Raw genomic sequence first — 16878 nt, forward strand, 5'->3', positions numbered from 1 at the left:
AGGCCGACAGGCGAGCACTCCCTACGGAGCGAAGCCTCCAAAGGCTGCTTTACTACGGAGCGTCAATCGCCGATGCGATCGCCCCCCTTCGGTAGGGAGCTTGGGTTTGCTACGGAGTGCGCCGTTTCAACCGGTCGCGCGCAGGCGCGCTCCTACAGGGCATGGGGGCCTTTGGGGTTGCTTACGCGTAGAACGAAGAAGGGCGGCCAGTGGCCGCCCTTCCTTTTTATACCTGCGTCGCTGGCTTGCCGACCTTGTCCGGCGCCGGGCCGGCATCTCCGCGGGGCGGAGGCGGCGGTGTGGCGCCCGGCTTCTGCCAGTCGGCCGGCGGGCCCGGTTCGCGACCGGCCATGATGTCGTCGATCTGGCGTGCGTCGATGGTCTCGTACTGCAACAGGGCGTCGGCCATCACGTGCAGCTTGTCGATATTGGTGGTGAGCAGGTCCTTGCTGCGCGCGTAAGCGCGGTCGAGGATGGTGCGCACTACTTCGTCGATCTTGCGTGCCGTTTCGTTGGAGACACTCTTGTGCTGCGTCACCGAGCGACCGATGAAGACTTCGTCTTCTTCTTCGCCATAAGTGACCGGACCAAGCTCATCGGACAGGCCCCACTTGGTGGCCATGTTGCGGGCCATCTTCGTGGCGCGCTCGATATCGTTCGACGCACCCGTGGTGACCTTGTCGTGACCGAAGATCAGCTCTTCCGCCACGCGGCCGCCATAAAGCGAGCAAAGCTGCGATTCGATCGCCACCTTGTTCATGCTGTAGCGGTCGCCTTCGGGCAGGTACATCGTGACGCCCAGGGCGCGGCCGCGCGGAATGATGGTGACCTTGTAGACCGGATCGTGCTCGGGCACGAGGCGACCGATGATGGCGTGACCGGCCTCGTGGTAGGCGGTGAGACGCTTCTCTTCGTCGTTCATGGCCATCGAGCGGCGCTCGGCACCCATGAGGATCTTGTCGCGGGCACGGTCCAGATGGCTCATGCGCACTTCGCGGGCATTCTCACGAGCGGCGAACAGCGCGGCCTCGTTGACGAGGTTGGCGAGGTCGGCACCAGAGAAGCCGGGTGTACCGCGTGCGATCGTCATCGGCTCGACGTCGGCGGCCGTGGGCACCTTGCGCATGTGCACCTTGAGGATCTGCTCGCGCCCCTTCACGTCGGGCAGGCCCACCACGACCTGGCGGTCGAAGCGACCCGGACGCAGCAGGGCGGGATCGAGCACGTCGGGGCGGTTGGTGGCGGCGATGACGATGATGCCCTCGGTGCCTTCGAAGCCGTCCATCTCGACCAGCAACTGGTTGAGGGTCTGCTCGCGCTCGTCGTGACCACCGCCCATGCCGGCGCCACGATGGCGGCCGACGGCGTCGATTTCGTCGATGAAGATGATGCAGGGTGCGTGCTTCTTGGCCTGCTCGAACATGTCGCGCACGCGGCTGGCGCCGACGCCGACGAACATTTCGACGAAGTCGGAACCGGAGATCGAGAAGAACGGCACCTTGGCTTCGCCGGCGATCGCCTTGGCGAGCAGGGTCTTGCCGGTACCGGGCGGGCCCACCATCAGCACGCCGCGGGGAATCTTGCCGCCGAGCTTCTGGAACTTGCCCGGGTCGCGCAGGAACTCGACAAGCTCACCGACTTCTTCCTTGGCCTCATCGCAGCCGGCCACGTCGGAGAAATTGACCTTGATCTGGTCTTCGCCCTGCAGCTTGGCCCGGGAGCGGCCGAAGCTCATGGCCCCACGGCCACCGGAACCGGCCTGCATCTGGCGCATGAACCAGATCAGCACGGCGACGAAGATGATGATGGGCAGCCAGTTGAATACCAGCCCCAGAAGGGAGAAGCCGTTGTCGGCAGGCTCCTGGCGAAGCTCGACGCCCTTGTCGCGCATCTGCTTGACGAGGTCGCTGGTGGACAGGCCGACCACCGGCACGACGGTGCGGTAGGAGCCGCCATCCTTCAGCTTGCCGGTGATGGTGGGCGGAGCGGTGGAGGTGATCGTGCCGCTGGCGACGTTGCCGTTGTCCACCTGCTGGGCGAAGGCCGTGTAGGACATGTCCTGCGACGACGCGCCATGCGGGTTGAATGTCTGGAACACGGTCAGCAGGACCACCGCGATGATCAGCCAGAGCAACAGGTTTTTTGCCATCTCATTCATGCGCGGTTCTCGCCAGGTTGCCGGGACTTGGCCTTGAGGCCCGTCGCCAGCGCATAGACCTCTCGCGAACGCGCGCGGGAGGCCTTCGGTTTACGCATCGTCACGCGACTGAAGTCGGCGCGCAAGTTCTTCAGGTACTCGTCGAACCCTGCCCCCTGGAACAACTTCACCAGGAACGACCCACCGGGTTTCAGCCAGTCGAGGCTGAACTGCCGGGCCAGGTCGCACAGGTCCATCGCCCGGATCTGGTCCGCGAGTGCCACACCCGACATATTGGGGGCCATGTCGGACAGGACAAGATCGACCTTCTTGCCATCGAGCATGGATTCGAGCTCACGCAGCACCGATTCCTCGCGGAAGTCGCCCTGCATGAAGTCCACGCCGGCCAGGCCCACCATGGGCAGGATGTCCATGGCGATGACCTTGCCGGAATCCCCCAGGCGCTGGCGTGCCAGCTGCGACCATCCGCCCGGGGCGGCGCCCAGGTCGACGATGGTCATGCCAGGTTTGATGAGGTGATCGCGGTCGATGAGCTCTTCGAGCTTGTAGATGGCCCGCGAGCGCGCCCCCTCGGCCTGAGCCTTCTTGACGTAGGGGTCGTCGAAGTGCTCTTTCAGCCAACGGGAGCTGGTCTTGCTGCGTGCCATGGGCTTTTGACCGGATTCTTAATGAGTAGCGGGTCTCGCATGATACCCTTTGCAACCTGTCCGCCGCACATCGAACCTGAACGCAATGTCGCTTTCCGATACCCAGATCCGCTACCTCCGCAGCCTCGCCCACGACCTGCGGCCGGTTATCCTGCTCGGCAACAAGGGCGCGACGGAGGCCGTGGCGAAGGAACTGGCCTCGGCCCTCGACATCCACGAACTGGTGAAGGTGAAGCTTTCCGGCGGCGACAAGGACGAGCGGCAGCAGCAGATCACCTTCCTCACCAGCCAGACCGGCGCCGAGAAAGTCCAGGAAATCGGCCACGTCGTGGTCCTGTTCCGCCGCAACAATCAGGATCCCAAGCTGGCCCTGCCCCGGTAAGTCCCATGGACCTCACCCTTGATCGCCCCGGCGATTACCTCTTCGTGCGCCGTGTCGGCGCCGATACGGTCACGATCGTCGATCGTGACTTCCACGCCAGTCTCCTGATCACACCGGAACAGGTGGTCGAGGACTGGGGCGTCTCCGACGCGAAGCAGATGAATCTCGCCGATGTCGAGACCATCGCCGCCCTGAAGCCGGAGATCGTCATCGTCGGCACCGGCGAACGCCAGGTCTTTCCGCCGGCCGAGGTCATGGCAGCCTTCCTCCGCCGTGGCATTGGCGTCGAGGCCATGACCAGCGGGGCTGCCGCCCGCACCTACAGCCTGCTCGCCGGCGAAGGCCGTCGCGTGCTGGCCGCCTTTATCCTTCCCAAGAGCTGATCGCCCCATGCGAATCCTGGTCCTCGGCGCCGGCGGGACCGGCGGATACTTCGGTGGTCGCCTGGCCCAGGCTGGCGTGGACGTCACCTTTCTCGTACGCCCCGAAAGGGCCGCCACCCTCGACAAGCAGGGGCTGATCATCCGCAGTCCGCTGGGCGATGCCACGGTCGCTGTCAGGCATGCCACGGCAGAGCGTGTTTCCGAAGCGGGCCCTTTCGACGTCGTGCTGCTGTCCTGCAAGGCCTACGACCTGGACTCCGCCATCGAGGCGATCGGTCCGGCCGTTGGCGAAGGCACGGCCGTGCTCCCGATTCTCAACGGGCTGGCCCACTACCCCGTACTCGACCGCCGCTTCGGCGCCGATCGGGTGATGGGCGGCCTGTGCATCATCAGTGCCGCCAAGGGGCCTGAAGGCGAAGTCATCCACTTCGGCAATGGTGCATCCGTCACCTTCGGTGAGCGCGACGGCGAGTCCCATGGCCATCGCTGCTCCACGCTGGCCGAGGCCTTTGCAAAGGCGGGTGTGGATCACAGTCATTCCACGGATATTGCCCGCGATCTCTGGGCCAAGTTCACCTTCCTCACGACGCTGGCCGGCGCCACCTGCCTGTTCCGCGCAGCCGTGGGCGACATCGTGGGCACCGACGACGGACGTCGCCTCATCGAGCATATGTATGAGGAATGCCTCGCCGTAGCCCGCGCCTCCGGGCACGCGGTGCCGGATCAGGCGCGCTCGCGGGCCTGGGCCACCCTCACCCAGGAAGGCTCGCCGCTCACGGCGTCGATGCTGCGCGACCTGGAAGCCGGCCAGCGTATCGAAGGCGCCCATATCGTCGGCGACATGCTGCGCCGGGCGCACGATGCGGGCGTGAAGGCACCGATGCTGGAAGTGGCCTGGACGCATCTCCAGGCATTCGAAGCGCGCCGAAACCGCCAGGGCTGACCTAGCCCTGTAGGAGCGCGCCTCGCGCGCGACCGGGATTGGACGCACCTCCGAAGACCGCCTGAGCCTTCGGGGGTGCGGTGGCATCGCTTTGTAGGCTGTCGCGCGCGAGGCGCGCTCCTACAGGGAGTGGTTCGCTATTTCTGCGGCGGCAGGTATTGCAGCGGGTCGACCGGGTTGCCGTCACGGCGGATCTGGAACTGCAGCTCGTCGCGCGATGCGCCCGTGGAGCCCATTTCGGCTACGACCTGACCGCCCTTCACCTTCTCGCCTTCCTTTACCAGTCGCTTGCGATTGTGGCCGTAGGCGGAGAGGAAGCTGTCGCTGTGCTTGATGATGACCAGCTCGCCATAGCCCACGAGGCCATTGCCGCTGTACACCACCACGCCATCGGCCGCGGCGCGCACCGGGTCGCCGTTCTTGCCCGCGATCTCGATGCCGGGGATGGCATCGCCCGAGGCGAATTTCTTGATCAGTGAGCCATCGGCCGGCCAGCGCCAGGTGATGCCGCCCGCGTTGCGGGTGGCACCGGTGGCCACGATCGGCGTCGCGGCGGACGGGTTCTCGACCGGCGGAGGCGGTGTATTCGCAGGTGCGGCCGGCTGCGGCGGTGGCACGACCGACTCGGCGGGCTTGCCGGCAACGACCACAGGGGTATTCGTCGTGGTCGCCGGAGCGGGCTCCGTCGGAGGCTTGGCTTCTGCTTCGTTCACGCCCTGGATGCCCGGCTGGGTGGCCGGGGGCGGCGGCGTGGAGGCTGGATGCCCTGGCGGCGTGGCCGCGGCGACCACTGGTGCCTGGTGCGGCGCTTCCGGAGCAGGCTTGCTGGCGGCAGGTGCCGACAGGTGCAGTTCCTGTCCGGGCCAGATGGTGTACGGCGAGGCAATGCCGTTCCAGCTGGCCAGGTCGCGGAAATCCACCTTGTTGCGGAACGCGATGCTGTAGAGCGTGTCGCCCTTCTGCACCTGGTAACTGCCGCCCGGAGCCGGCGCAGACGACGTGGCATCCGGTACCCGGCTGTGGGTGATCGGCTCGTAGCTGCCCGGCGCACGGGTAACGACCACGGAGCTGCGGGTGATGCCACAGCCGGTAAGCACAAGGCCGGAGCCAACGAGGGCGGCCACGGCGAGCGGTCGGATCATTCGCATCGCGGATTTCCTTGCACGGTCACTCATCGCAACAGGAACCACCAGAGGGCCAGTAAGACGAGGATGACGATAACAGCCCAGCCTATCCACTCAATGTGTTTGCGTAGCATCTGTTCGGCACGTTCACCGAACACGCGGACCAGCAGGGCCAGCAGCCATACGCGCTTGCCGCGTCCCACCAGCACGCAGAGCAGGAACGGCAGCACGGGCACCCCGACGATACCCGAAGCCCAGGTGACGAACTTCATCGGCACCACCGGTTGCAGGGCCGCCATGAAGAGCACGACATACAGCTCGAATGCGTGGGACTGCATCTTGGCCTGCAGGTCGGCCACGCCCTTGCTGATCGGTGCCAGCAGATGCATGGAATCGAGCAACGGCTTCAGCGCCTCGAAGGCGAAATGGCCCAGCGCATAGCCCACGAGCGAGCCCAGCAGGGAAAACAGCAGGCTCCAGTTGGCATAGCGGAACGCCTTGCGGGGCTCGGCCAGCATCATCGGCGCCAGCATCACCTCGGGCATGATCGGGAAGATGAAGGCTTCCACGAAGGACAAGCCGGCGAGGTAGCGAACCGCATGGCGGTGACGCGCCCAGACGATGGCGCGGTCATAGAGTGAAGCGAACAGCCGCATTCAGCGGTTTTCCTTGTAGTGAGAGTCCATCAACCGATGCCGCCGAGCAGCGGTACGAAACTGACCGGGCCGAGGTCCTCGCGCACCACCTCGCCCGCTTCCGTCTTGCGCAGGCGCACCAGCACCTGCTGGCTTGGGCTGCCAACGGGCGCCACGAGCACGCCGCCCGGCTTCAGCTGGTCGAGCAGCTTCATGGGAATGCGGTCGCCGGCGGCGGTAAGGATGATGGCATCAAAGGGAGCATCGGATTCCCAGCCCAGCTTTCCGTCGTCATGACGGGAGCGCAGGTTCTCGATACCCAGTTGCCGGAAGCGACGGCGGGCCTGGCGAAGCAGTTCTTCGATGCGCTCCACGGTGTACACCGTGGGCACGATGCCGGCCAGCACGGCGGCCTGATAACCCGAGCCCGTGCCGATTTCGAGCACCCGCTCAGGTACTCCGTGTTCGATCAGGACTTCGGTCATCCGCGCGACGATCCAGGGCTGGGAGATCGTCTGCCCATGGCCGATCGGAAGTGCCGTGTTCTCGTAGGCGCGAGAATGCAGCGCCTGGTCGATGAAATGATGCCGGGGCAGTTGCCGGATGACTTCGAGCACACGCTCGTCGCGGATGCCCTCTTCCACCAGCTTTGCCACCAGACGATCGCGCGCACGCTGCGAGGTCATGCCTTCGCCGCGCAGCGCCGAGGGTGGCAGGGCGTGCAGGTTTACCACGTCAGGCCGCCTCCTCGCCCATGGACGACGACAGTGCGGTGGCCCAATGACTGACCTTGTCGAGCGCCTGGAAGCGGGTGAGATCGGTATGGATCGGCGTGACCGAGACGTAACCGCGACGAATCGCGTCGAAGTCCGTACCCGGGCCGGCGTCGTCAACCGCGCCCGGCATGCCGATCCACCACATGGTGCGGCCGCGCGGGTCTTCGGTGCGGATCGCCGGCTCGGCCTTGTGGCGGCGGCCGAGGCGGGTGACCTCAAAACCACGGATCTCGTCCCAGGGAAGATCGGGCACGTTGACGTTGAGGATGGTGTCGGCGGGCAGCGGATCGGCGATGAGGCGGCGCATCAGCATCAGCACGGCCGAAGCGGCGGTATCGAAATGGCGACCGGAACCTTCGCGGGTGACCAGCGACACGGCGATGGCGGGCAGTCCGAGGAAGCGGCCTTCCATCGCTGCGGAGACCGTGCCGGAGTAGATGACGTCGTCACCCAGGTTGGCGCAGTTGTTGATGCCGGAGACCACGATGTCGACGTCGTGGTCGAGCATGCCCGCCAGCGCGAGATGCACGCAGTCCGTGGGCGTGCCAGCCACCCGCCAGTACCCGTTGTCGAGTCGCTGGGTGCGGATGGGGCCGTCGAGCGTGAGGGAGTTGCTCGCACCGGAGCGGTCGCGATCGGGGGCAACCACCGTCACCGTACCGAACTCGCCCAGGCGGGAAGCCAGTACCCGGATGCCCGGGGCTTCCACGCCGTCATCGTTGCTTACCAGAACCTGCATGCTGATCCAGATCGAAAAACTGAAGATGGGGCCCCCACTTGCATGCGAGGGCACCCGATCGTCCAAGTCTACCGGACCGGGGCGCGGGATTCACCGAGAGCCGCTAGGATGGTGACCATGAAACGCCGCGCGCCGATGGTCCATGAGGACGACAGCCGTCTCTTCCGGGAGGCGATCGGCGACGTGCGGCCAATGGAGCCGGTGGACGCCGTGCCGGAGCGTCCACGGCCCGCACCGTTGCCCGTGATGCGTGACGCGGATGAGGCCGCCGTCACGGCAGACGCCATGCTTTTCGACTACGATCCGGCCGAACTGGAAGTGGGTGAGGAGCTGTCCTACCTGCGTGACGGCTACCCGCCCAAGCTGCTCAAGCAACTCAAGCGTGGGCAGTTCAGCATCCAGGCCGACGTCGACCTGCACCAGATGAACGCTGCGGCCGCGCAGTTCACCATCGCCGAATTCCTGGCCGAGTGTCACCGCGACGGCATCCGCTGCGTGCGGATCATCCACGGCAAGGGCCTGCGCTCGAAAGCCGGCGGCCCCGTACTCAAGGGCCTCACCGACAAGCTGCTGCGCCGACGCGACGATGTCGTGGCGTTTGCCTCGGCCCGTCCTGCGCAAGGCGGTACGGGCGCGGTCGTCGTCCTGCTGAAGGCCTGAGACCGCGCCCCTGGCTTAGTGTGAAAGCGCTTCGGTCGCCCGCCGCAGACTGGCGGCAGCCCGATGAGTCGCCCCGGCGGTGAGCGCCACCTCGGCCCGGGCCTGTGCCCAGTCCTTCGCATCGATGGCATCGCCGATACCGGGCAGCGGCGCCACGTCTTCGCCTTCCTTGCGACCCGGCGCCTGCAACAGGTGACGGTACCAGGGTCGCTGCGGCAGGCCCGATGCCTGGAGGAACGCCGGCTCTACCTCGCGCAGCACGCGATTCACGGCATTGGCCTGACGGGCGTTCACCTGCGCCCCTGCTGAGGCAACGGCCGCGTCGTAAGCCCTGGCCGCTGCGTCCAGATCCTTCACCGCATCTCGCAGCGTCGAAAGATCGATATCTTCCCAACGATCGTCGAGGCGACCGGGTGGCGTTGTCTTGCGATACGCGACCGCCGCCAGGCGATAGGCGTCGCTGTCCATGAGCGAGTTGTGGCGCAAGGCATCCTTGTGCGAAGCCGCCGCATCGGTCGCCAGGCGGTCGACGTCGTGCGAGAGCGACGTGGCGAACGCCGTATAGCGCCAGGGCAGGATGTCCGCGTTGGCTACGCGCAGCACCAGGCGGGCATTGGTCTGTGCAAGCAGGCGCACGTAAGCCAGCCCCGGATCACCGAAGCGCTGGTAGTGCGTGTAGGTGTCGTATAGCGAGTGATAGATCGGCACGCTTTCTTCGTCACCGTCGCGATCGTAGCCATAGCGCACGTGCAACGAGGGAATGCCAATGCGGTGCGCGAACGACAGGTAATCCGAACCGGTACCCAGTCGCGCCGGCACGATGTCCGCCGCAGCATCCCTGCCCTTCTCCGACGCATCCACGGCGCGCTTGGCCTGGCGGCGCGCCTGCACCGTCGCCCCCGTTTCCGGATCGCGCAGATCACCCGCCACGCCATCGACCAGCGATGCCAGTGCCGGATCGCCGGAGGCGGAAAGGAAACCGCGCCCGGTCGTATCGTTGTTGAGGTAGAACACTGCCTTGCGCGACAACTCGTCCGCATGACGCTCCGTCCAGGCCTTGGAGCCAAGGATGCCCAGTTCCTCACCATCCCAGCTGGCGAAAACAAGCGTGCGCTTCGGTCGTTGCCCGGCCCTGGCCAGCTCACCGATGGCCCGGGCTTCCGCAAGCATGGCCGTCGTGCCTGCCAGCGGGTCCCATGCACCGAATACCCACGCATCGTGATGCACGCCACGGATCACCCATTCATCGGGCCGCTCCGACCCGCGAAGCGTCGCGATCACGTTGTAAAGCGTGCGCCATTCCCAGGGCGAATGGACTTCGAGATGGACTGGCGCATCGCCACCGATGTGGTAAGTCAACGGCAAGCCACCTTGCCAGCGGTTCGGCACGGCGGCGCCACCCAGCGCGCGCAGGAAATGCTCTGCATCGCCGTAACCGATCGTCACCACGGGGATCGACAGGTCCGCCGTGCGGCGCTGGGCCTGGATCGTCTTCGCGCTTTTTTCGTCGAGCACGCTGTCGATACCCAGCGTCCCACGCTGCACGGTGCGTGGCGTACGCCATGCACCGGTCGGATAGACGTCGCCCTTCGCGAAGCCGTCAGCTTCCGGATCGGAATAGATCACCACGCCAACGGCACCATGCTGCTGGGCGAGACGCGGCTTCACCCAGCGTCCCGCGCCGCTGGACTTCACCAGCACGACCTTGCCCTTTACCGACGCGCCATAACGGCCGAGTTCGTCGTAGTCGCGTTGCAGGCCTTCGTTGACGAAGATCAGCGGCGCATCGACGCTGCCGTCCGGGCTGTATGACTCCATGCCCGGCAACACACCCTGCTGCTTCGCCGTGTCGGCGTCGCCGTCCACGGCAGGCTCCGTAAAGTCAGCCGCGTAGCGGTCGCCCTCGGTAAGCGACAGCTTCTGCACATCCGGATACGCCACCAGCACGCGCACCGGCTCTACCTTCACGCTCCAGCCCCACTCGCGGAAGCGGTCCGCGATGAAGTCGGCGTTTTCCTTGTTGTGCGGGGAACCGACCTGGTTGGGGGCCGAGGTCAGTCGCTTCAGCCAGCCATCGAGATCGGCGCTACCGATGGAGGCATCGACGCGATGCTCGATATCGGCCTGGGGCGCCGCGGGTGCGGCCAGCACACCACCTGCCGTGACCAGTAGCAGGGATGCCGTCAACGTACGCATATTCATCACTGCCACCGGTAGGTCACGCTCGCGTAGTAGTAGCGGCCGTTCCAGCTCAGGGGCGAGAACAGGCTGTACTTGAAGTTGCCACTGGTGGAGTTGGCGTACTTCACCTGTCCGGGTTTGGCGTTGAACACGTTGTCGGCACCGGCGGCAAAGGTCCAGTTGTCGAGGGTGTAGTCGGCCGACAGGTCGAGCGTCCAGCGATGCGCGAAGGTCTGGTCCAGGGCCGGCCCGCTGTTGCTGTACACCGTATAGCTGCCGTAGCGCTGCACATTGGCGTGGCCCGCCCAGCGGCCGTGCAGGTAATCGAAGCCGGCGTCGAGCTTGGTGCGCGGGTTGGTGTCGCCCAGCAGGCCCAGGCGCTCACGGCGCTCCACGCGCTGCACGGCCACGCCCAGCTGGTCGAGGATCGGCGGATTCGCCTTCACCTTCGTCACCTTGTTCTCGTTGTACGACCAGCTCAATGTTGTGTTGAGGCGATCGCCGTTGGAGAAGTCGAAACCGTACTGGCTCACGAAATCCAGGCCACGCGTGCGCGTGTTCACGGCATTGGTGAAGTAACGGATCGACTGGTAGGTGGCATCGATGCCGTTGGCCAGCAGGTAGTTGTTCACCGACGGCGTATTGACCGGGATGTTCGACGACAGGTTGATGCGGTTGTTGATCTTGATCCAGTAGGCATCCACGCTGACGTTCCAGCCGGCAAGCGGTTCGGCCACGAAGCCCAGCGTGGCGCTGCGCGACTTCTCGGGCTTCAGCTTTTCGGCCCCCAGCAGGCTGGCCGCCGCCGAATCCACCGGGAAGGTACCGGATTGCACGATCACCTGACCGTGCCCCAGATCCTGCAACTGCGACGAGATATCCGCGTAGTGCTGCTGCACGAGCGTGGGCGCACGGAAACCCGTGCCGACGCTGCCGCGCACGGCGAAGCGCGGGGTGAAGTCGAAGCGGCCCGACAGCGAGCCGGAGGTGGTGCCACCGAAGTCGCTGTAGTTTTCATGACGACCGGCCAGTGACACGGAGAAGCGATCCGTGAGATTGGTTTCCAGGTCGATGTATTCGGAGGTGTCATGACGCTGCCAGTTGCCCTGGAAGTCGCCCGTGATGCCACCATTGGCACCGTACTGCGACACGGCATCGCCTGGGCGCACCTTATAGGCCTGGCGCAGGTATTCCACGCCGAAAGACACACTCACCGGGTTGGGCAGCCACGTCGGCGTGAACTCCTTGCCGATGTCGAGGTTGGCTACCTGCTGCTGGGTCTTGTAATCGGCCCCCTGGATGAAGAACGGCGTATAGCCATAGGCCTTGTACCAGTCGGCGTTGATCGAATGGCTGCGCTGGTTGTATTCGTTGGAACCATGACTGGCCGAGAGGTCGTAATGCCAGCCATCGCCCACCTGCCCGCGCAGGCCGGCAGTGAGCGTCGTGTCCGTCACGATGGGCAGGCTGACCGGCAGGTAGCCGTTGGGATAGATCGCGATGACGTTGGTGGAATCGTTGCGATGGCGATAAAGACTGGCCGTTTCTGCACGATCGCGGCGATACAGCGCTTCGAAGTACACCTCGGCCGCCTTGCTGAATTCGTACTGGCCCACGAGCGACAGCTTGTTCGACTTGATCGCCGGGTCGCCAAGGCGGTACACGCGCTGGTTGAAGGTGGGGCCCTTGGTCTGGTCCAGGCCGGCACGGTTGGTGTAATCGTTGTTCTGCGTATCGATCGCGACATGGATCGAGCCCTTGTCGCCAAGCTTGAAACCCGTATCTGCGGATAGCTGGCGTTGCAGGCCATCGCCGGCATCATAGCCACCGAACTTCGCAGTGACCTGGCCACCCTGCCCCGACTTCTTGAGGATCACGTTGATCACGCCACCGATGGCATCCGACCCGTAACGGGCCGACTGGCCATCGCGCAGCACTTCGATGCGCTCGATGGCGGCAATGGGAATCGCGTTCAGGTCCACCGGGTTCGAGCCACGGCCGATGGCACCACCCAGGTTGAGGAAGGCACCCGCGTGCTGGCGCTTGCCGTCGATGAGCACCAGCACCTGATCGGGGCTGAGGCCACGCAGGGTCACCGGGCGCACCACTTCCGCGCCGCTGATGGTGGTGGGCTGCGGGAAGTTCAGCGAGGGCACCAGGCGCGCAAGCGCGGCACTGAGCTGGGTGGCGCCCGTCTGCTGGAGCTGCTGCGGGGTAATGACGTCGATCGGCTGGAGCGAGCTGGAAACCGTGCGTTCGGTGCTGCGCGTGCCCGTGACGATCACGGTGTCGAGCTGACTGGCCTTGGCCGGCGTGGCGTCTTTTCCGTTGCCGGCATCCTGGGCCAGGGCAGGCAGGGAAGCCGCACCGAGAACAAGGGTGACGGCCAGGAACAAGGGCTTGCGACGGCGGTGTACGAGAGAAAGCATGAGGCGTGGATCCCCTGGATACAAAGCATGGTGCCGGCGCATCGAGGCACGCCGGTTCGGTACGAACGGCCTGTCGACGACGACGCGTGCATACGACGCATCGCCGGCTTGGCAAGCCGGAATGAAAGGGTTCGTGTCCCGCGCTCAGGTCGCGGGCGTGGCCGGCGCGTTACGCGCTACGGCGGATGAGGTGTCGCTTCAGCCCGGTCGACAACAACACGCGCGCACCACCTGACATCGCGGAGCGGCCGCGAAGGTCATGGGGAGGTTGTTCGCGCTGAGGTTGGTTGCGTTCACTGGGACTGTGGATCGCCTGGTGGTGAGCCGCGTGAGCGGCGGACTGGCAGTGGGCCCGGGCGCCATGGAGACGTCCGTGGGTGCCATTTGTTGCACCGCACAGTACATTTGTCAACCGCTTTGCGGAAGCTCTTGCGCCGGACGCGCGTCCTTGCGCCATGCGATCATCCGCGCCGGGCAACCGGACACATTCCCATGAGCGACTACGAAGACGACTACGACCACGAGCGCGATTTCGACGACGAGGACGGCGAGGAAACCGTCGAATCCTACGTCTGGCAATTGCTGCTGATGATCAACCCCGGCGACGAAGCAAGCGCCTTGCAACAGTTCAAGTCCTTCCAGGAAGAAGTGGAAGACCAGGGCGATGAAGACCCCATGCGCATCGTCGGCCAGGTGACCGACTGGCGGGCCAGTTTCGAGGTGGACGGCGACGACACCCGCGCCATCGTCGAGGCCATCAACGAACTAGTGGCGCGCTGGAACCTGCAGATCGACTGGGACGGCGATCCGGACGACGACGAATTCCACGAGGACATCGAGGCCGGTGACATCTTCTCGCGCGCCTACGATCAGCTGAACGAGCACGGCTACACGCTCTGGTCCCGTGAAACCGAGGACGACGACACCGTGGCAGGCTGGATCACGTCCACGCGCGACAACGAAGGCATGCGCCTCATCGCCACGGCGCTGGAGATCAACCTGCGCCTGGGCAACCAGCTGGGCTGACCCCCGTGACTTGCGGAACATGCCGGCGGGGTTCGCCCGCCGCATAGTCCATCGTGCAGACGTTCGCCAGGGGAGGCACGATGAGCGGCATCCACGACATGCACATCTCACGGTACGCCCCCCATGCGGCCATGGACCGCCATCGCCATGACGAGGACTGGTTCTGCCTCGTGATGGCGGGCGGCTACGAGGAACGCATCCTCGGCATGTGCAACGAACATGCGCCAGGCGACCTGCTGTACTGCCCTGCCCACGCGGCACACGCCCAGCGTTTCGGCAACGAAGGAGCGTGCAAGATCCTCTTCGCACCGGATGCGGAGCTGACGGCGATGCTGGACGAACACGCTGCCCGACTGGACGGCCGGCCGCTGATCCGCCGCTCGGGGGCGTTGCTGGCCCTTGGCAGGCGCGCTATGGACGAGTTCGACCTTGGCGATGCCTTCTCCGCCTTGTCCGTACAGGCACTGGCCCTGGACATGCTTGCCATCACCGCCCGGGGGCTCGTCGCCGAAAGCCATCGCGAACCAGGCTGGCTGCGTCGCGCGCGCGAATATCTTCACGAAGACCCCGCACGGGATATCACCCTTGAGGCCCTGGCTTCGGTCATCGGTCGCCACCCGGTGCATCTTGCCCGCAGCTTCCGTCAGTTCCACCAATGCACCGTGGGCGACTACGTGCGCCGCCTGCGCGTGGATCGCGCTGCCCACCTGCTGCGCACTACCCGTCGCCCGTTGATCGATATCGCCCTGGACTGCGGTTTTGCCGGCGCCGCGCAATTCTCGCGTTCGTTCCGGGCCATTCATGCCACCACGCCGAGCGCGTGGCGAAACGAAGTCACCTCACGCTAATCCGCGTAAAGCGGCGTGCCGGTACGCCTGATAGCGTGGTTCCATGCGAACCCGACATCTCATTCCCGCTCTTCTCCTGCTTGGCAGCGCCGCGCTGCAGGCCCGCGACTACCATATCGACCAGACGGCCTACTTCCCGACGCCGGCGGCCGAAGCGACGGACCTCAAGGCATTGCAAGCCGATATCGATGCGCTTACCGCGCCAGCGCCCATGACGGCAACCACCCTGCTCGCCTACCTGCGCCGGGTCGAGACGCTGATGGCGCGGGGGCAGCGCCACAATGCCTACCTGCATCTCAGGTCGGCACTGGACGCCGACGATCAGGTGGCCGCCGACGGATACCACGCGGCAGGCACCGCCCTGGGGGCGTTGACGATCAAGCTTCGTACCACCCTGCGCAGTGTCGGCAATGAGGGCTTTGCCTCACTGGCGGCCACGGAGCCGGCGCTGCGCAAATATGCCTATGCCCTGGACAAGGCCACCCGCAGCCTTCCTCATGAACTGCCCGCGAGCGAGCAGGCCATCGTGGATGACATGTACGACGAGGGCACCAACGCGCTGTGGAACGTCTACCAGAAGACCCGCCGTGCGACGGTCTACGGCAAGGTTCATACGCCGCAGGGCGACCTCGACGTCAACAAGGACGCAACCGCACTGGCCGCCAATCCGGACCGCGACGTCCGCCGCGAGGCATGGCAACGCAAACAGGCCGACGGCTCGGCCCAGGCACAGACTTATGCAAGCATCCTGACCGGCGTCGTTCGCATCAACGATCGCTCCGCCCGTTTCCAGCATTTCAGCGACGCCGCTGAATCGCTGTATTTCGGCCGGCAATTCGACCGGACCGACGTGCATGCCACCACCGCAGCCCTGCAAGCGCAGGCCGACGTACTCAAGGACTACCAGCGGGTACGCGCTGCCGAGGTCGGCAGGCGGCTGGGTATCACCGAGGTGCACAGCTGGGACATGGCCGTCCCGCTCCCGGGCTTCAGGCCGCCCGTGTTCGACTACGAGGCCATGCGACAGACGATTCCAAAGGCACTGGCGCCGCTGGGCAAGGACTATGTGGCGCACTTCACCGCGCTGCTAGACCCCGCCACGCAGCGCACCGACCTGACGGCAGCGCTCGGCAATCGCGAACTCGACAACTTCTCCATCGCCGCACCCGGCGTACCTGCCGGACTTTTCCTGGAATCCTGGTCGCCGACGCTCAAATCCACCAGCATCGTGGCGCATGAAGGCGGCCACGCCATCCACAGCCAGCTGATGAACGAGCATGGGGTTTCGCCGTTATACAACCACGGCCCCAACTGGATGCACGAGGGCATCGCGATACTCAACGAGATGCTGCTCTACGAGTACCTGTATCGGCACGCGCCGGACGCGGCCACCCGCGCCTATTACCTCCAGGCGCAGCTGGACGAGATGACCTTCGAGATATTCACCTCCGCCCAGGAAGCTCAACTGGAGGAAGGCATCTACGAAGGCGTGATGGCCGGCAGGCTGCGCAACGCCGCCGACCTGGACGCGCTGACGCTGGACGTGACCAGCCGCTTCGGCATCTGGCCTGCCATCGATCCGGAACTGGCCCATGCCTGGATCGACAAGCGATTGATGTACCAGGATCCGTTCTATCTCGTGAACTACATGTACGCGGGGTTATGGGCAGCGAAAATGTTCGACATGGCCATGACCGACCCCGCCGACTTCCAGAAGCGCTACGGGGCGTTGATGGCGGAGGGGTTCGATGCCCCACCGAAAGAGGTGCTTCGCCGGTTCTTCGGGCGCGACCTGCCTCCGGACGAACTGGTCGGCGCCGACATGGCCCTGATCCGCCGGAAGACGGCCGACCTGCGCCAGTTGTACGAAGCTGTAAAATAGACCGTCATCCAACAAAAACTTGACACTTCGTTCAAGTGGCCGTATAGACGTCTGTATGAATCTCA

15 protein-coding genes are annotated in these 16878 nt (G+C 65.2%); 7 read left to right on the top strand and 8 right to left on the bottom strand.

Going from position 1 to position 16878, the window contains the following annotated elements; genetic code table 11:
• Positions 1–226: 226 nt before the first annotated feature.
• Both ftsH and rlmE read right to left on the bottom strand, forming a co-directional pair.
• Positions 227–2158: an ATP-dependent zinc metalloprotease FtsH gene (gene ftsH, locus HBF25_RS06580; RefSeq protein ID WP_208392450.1), complete on the bottom strand. Its 1932-nt coding sequence runs from the start codon at positions 2156–2158 to the stop codon at positions 227–229.
• A complete protein-coding gene (rlmE, locus tag HBF25_RS06585) occupies positions 2155–2805 on the bottom strand; it encodes a 23S rRNA (uridine(2552)-2'-O)-methyltransferase RlmE (protein WP_166947146.1) in 651 nt (216 codons plus the stop codon). The genes ftsH and rlmE overlap by 4 nt, the downstream gene beginning before the upstream one ends.
• A gap of 85 nt (positions 2806–2890) precedes the next feature.
• On the opposite strand from rlmE, the gene HBF25_RS06590 reads away from it, so the two are divergent.
• The 3 genes from HBF25_RS06590 to panE are packed head-to-tail and all read left to right on the top strand — an operon-like array spanning position 2891 to position 4513.
• Positions 2891–3187: a YhbY family RNA-binding protein gene (locus HBF25_RS06590; protein WP_166947147.1), complete on the top strand. Its 297-nt coding sequence runs from the start codon at positions 2891–2893 to the stop codon at positions 3185–3187.
• 5 nt (positions 3188–3192) lie between these two features.
• Positions 3193–3570 carry an Mth938-like domain-containing protein gene (locus HBF25_RS06595; RefSeq protein WP_166947148.1) on the top strand — a complete coding sequence of 126 codons (378 nt, stop codon included), beginning with the start codon at positions 3193–3195 and terminating at the stop codon, positions 3568–3570.
• Positions 3571–3577: 7 nt separating this feature from the next.
• On the top strand, positions 3578–4513 hold the full coding sequence (gene panE, locus HBF25_RS06600; RefSeq protein WP_166947149.1) for a 2-dehydropantoate 2-reductase: 936 nt from the start codon (positions 3578–3580) through the stop codon (positions 4511–4513).
• 137 nt (positions 4514–4650) lie between these two features.
• Here panE and HBF25_RS06605 read toward each other — a convergent pair whose 3' ends face one another.
• Genes HBF25_RS06605 through surE form a run of 4 tightly spaced genes read right to left on the bottom strand, consistent with a single transcriptional unit; the run spans position 4651 to position 7787 of the window.
• Positions 4651–5655, bottom strand: coding sequence for a peptidoglycan DD-metalloendopeptidase family protein (locus HBF25_RS06605; protein ID WP_243853102.1), 1005 nt, complete (start codon positions 5653–5655; stop codon positions 4651–4653).
• Positions 5656–5684: 29 nt separating this feature from the next.
• A complete protein-coding gene (locus HBF25_RS06610; RefSeq protein WP_166947151.1) occupies positions 5685–6293 on the bottom strand; it encodes a YqaA family protein in 609 nt (202 codons plus the stop codon).
• A 29-nt stretch (positions 6294–6322) separates the two neighbouring features.
• A complete protein-coding gene (locus HBF25_RS06615) occupies positions 6323–6958 on the bottom strand; it encodes a protein-L-isoaspartate(D-aspartate) O-methyltransferase (RefSeq protein WP_166947338.1) in 636 nt (211 codons plus the stop codon).
• A 49-nt stretch (positions 6959–7007) separates the two neighbouring features.
• Positions 7008–7787: a 5'/3'-nucleotidase SurE gene (gene surE / locus HBF25_RS06620; protein ID WP_166947152.1), complete on the bottom strand. Its 780-nt coding sequence runs from the start codon at positions 7785–7787 to the stop codon at positions 7008–7010.
• Positions 7788–7904: 117 nt separating this feature from the next.
• Here surE and HBF25_RS06625 point away from each other — a divergent pair, with 117 nt between their 5' ends.
• Positions 7905–8447 carry a Smr/MutS family protein gene (locus HBF25_RS06625; protein ID WP_166947153.1) on the top strand — a complete coding sequence of 181 codons (543 nt, stop codon included), beginning with the start codon at positions 7905–7907 and terminating at the stop codon, positions 8445–8447.
• A gap of 15 nt (positions 8448–8462) precedes the next feature.
• Here the strand turns inward: HBF25_RS06625 and HBF25_RS06630 are convergent, their stop codons facing one another.
• Both HBF25_RS06630 and HBF25_RS06635 read right to left on the bottom strand, forming a co-directional pair.
• Positions 8463–10649, bottom strand: coding sequence for a transferrin receptor-like dimerization domain-containing protein (locus HBF25_RS06630; protein ID WP_166947154.1), 2187 nt, complete (start codon positions 10647–10649; stop codon positions 8463–8465).
• Positions 10649–13057: a TonB-dependent receptor plug domain-containing protein gene (locus tag HBF25_RS06635; RefSeq protein WP_166947155.1), complete on the bottom strand. Its 2409-nt coding sequence runs from the start codon at positions 13055–13057 to the stop codon at positions 10649–10651. The genes HBF25_RS06630 and HBF25_RS06635 overlap by 1 nt, the downstream gene beginning before the upstream one ends.
• A 492-nt stretch (positions 13058–13549) precedes the next feature.
• Here HBF25_RS06635 and HBF25_RS06640 point away from each other — a divergent pair, with 492 nt between their 5' ends.
• The 3 genes from HBF25_RS06640 to HBF25_RS06650 all read left to right on the top strand — a co-directional run bounded on the left by HBF25_RS06640 (position 13550) and on the right by HBF25_RS06650 (position 16813).
• Positions 13550–14083, top strand: coding sequence for a DUF6630 family protein (locus tag HBF25_RS06640; RefSeq protein ID WP_166947156.1), 534 nt, complete (start codon positions 13550–13552; stop codon positions 14081–14083).
• A gap of 80 nt (positions 14084–14163) precedes the next feature.
• Positions 14164–14931: an AraC family transcriptional regulator gene (locus tag HBF25_RS06645; protein WP_166947157.1), complete on the top strand. Its 768-nt coding sequence runs from the start codon at positions 14164–14166 to the stop codon at positions 14929–14931.
• A gap of 43 nt (positions 14932–14974) precedes the next feature.
• Entirely contained in the window at positions 14975–16813 is a 1839-nt protein-coding gene (locus HBF25_RS06650) for a M3 family metallopeptidase (protein ID WP_166947158.1), read from the top strand.
• The last annotated feature ends 65 nt before the right edge of the window (positions 16814–16878 follow it).

The sequence above is a fragment of the Luteibacter anthropi genome (genome assembly GCF_011759365.1).
Lineage (GTDB): Bacteria > Pseudomonadota > Gammaproteobacteria > Xanthomonadales > Rhodanobacteraceae > Luteibacter > Luteibacter anthropi.

Bases quoted from the DNA above. Each gene is read 5' to 3' on its own strand.
- ftsH (WP_208392450.1), bottom strand. From the start codon at position 2,158: ATGAATGAGATGGCAAAAAACCTGTTGCTCTGGCTGATCATCGCGGTG.
- rlmE (WP_166947146.1), bottom strand. From the start codon at position 2,805: ATGGCACGCAGCAAGACCAGCTCCCGTTGGCTGAAAGAGCACTTCGAC.
- HBF25_RS06590 (WP_166947147.1), top strand. From the start codon at position 2,891: ATGTCGCTTTCCGATACCCAGATCCGCTACCTCCGCAGCCTCGCCCAC.
- HBF25_RS06595 (WP_166947148.1), top strand. From the start codon at position 3,193: ATGGACCTCACCCTTGATCGCCCCGGCGATTACCTCTTCGTGCGCCGT.
- panE (WP_166947149.1), top strand. From the start codon at position 3,578: ATGCGAATCCTGGTCCTCGGCGCCGGCGGGACCGGCGGATACTTCGGT.
- HBF25_RS06605 (WP_243853102.1), bottom strand. From the start codon at position 5,655: ATGATCCGACCGCTCGCCGTGGCCGCCCTCGTTGGCTCCGGCCTTGTG.
- HBF25_RS06610 (WP_166947151.1), bottom strand. From the start codon at position 6,293: ATGCGGCTGTTCGCTTCACTCTATGACCGCGCCATCGTCTGGGCGCGT.
- HBF25_RS06615 (WP_166947338.1), bottom strand. From the start codon at position 6,958: ATGACCTCGCAGCGTGCGCGCGATCGTCTGGTGGCAAAGCTGGTGGAA.
- surE (WP_166947152.1), bottom strand. From the start codon at position 7,787: ATGCAGGTTCTGGTAAGCAACGATGACGGCGTGGAAGCCCCGGGCATC.
- HBF25_RS06625 (WP_166947153.1), top strand. From the start codon at position 7,905: ATGAAACGCCGCGCGCCGATGGTCCATGAGGACGACAGCCGTCTCTTC.
- HBF25_RS06630 (WP_166947154.1), bottom strand. From the start codon at position 10,649: ATGAATATGCGTACGTTGACGGCATCCCTGCTACTGGTCACGGCAGGT.
- HBF25_RS06635 (WP_166947155.1), bottom strand. From the start codon at position 13,057: ATGCTTTCTCTCGTACACCGCCGTCGCAAGCCCTTGTTCCTGGCCGTC.
- HBF25_RS06640 (WP_166947156.1), top strand. From the start codon at position 13,550: ATGAGCGACTACGAAGACGACTACGACCACGAGCGCGATTTCGACGAC.
- HBF25_RS06645 (WP_166947157.1), top strand. From the start codon at position 14,164: ATGAGCGGCATCCACGACATGCACATCTCACGGTACGCCCCCCATGCG.
- HBF25_RS06650 (WP_166947158.1), top strand. From the start codon at position 14,975: ATGCGAACCCGACATCTCATTCCCGCTCTTCTCCTGCTTGGCAGCGCC.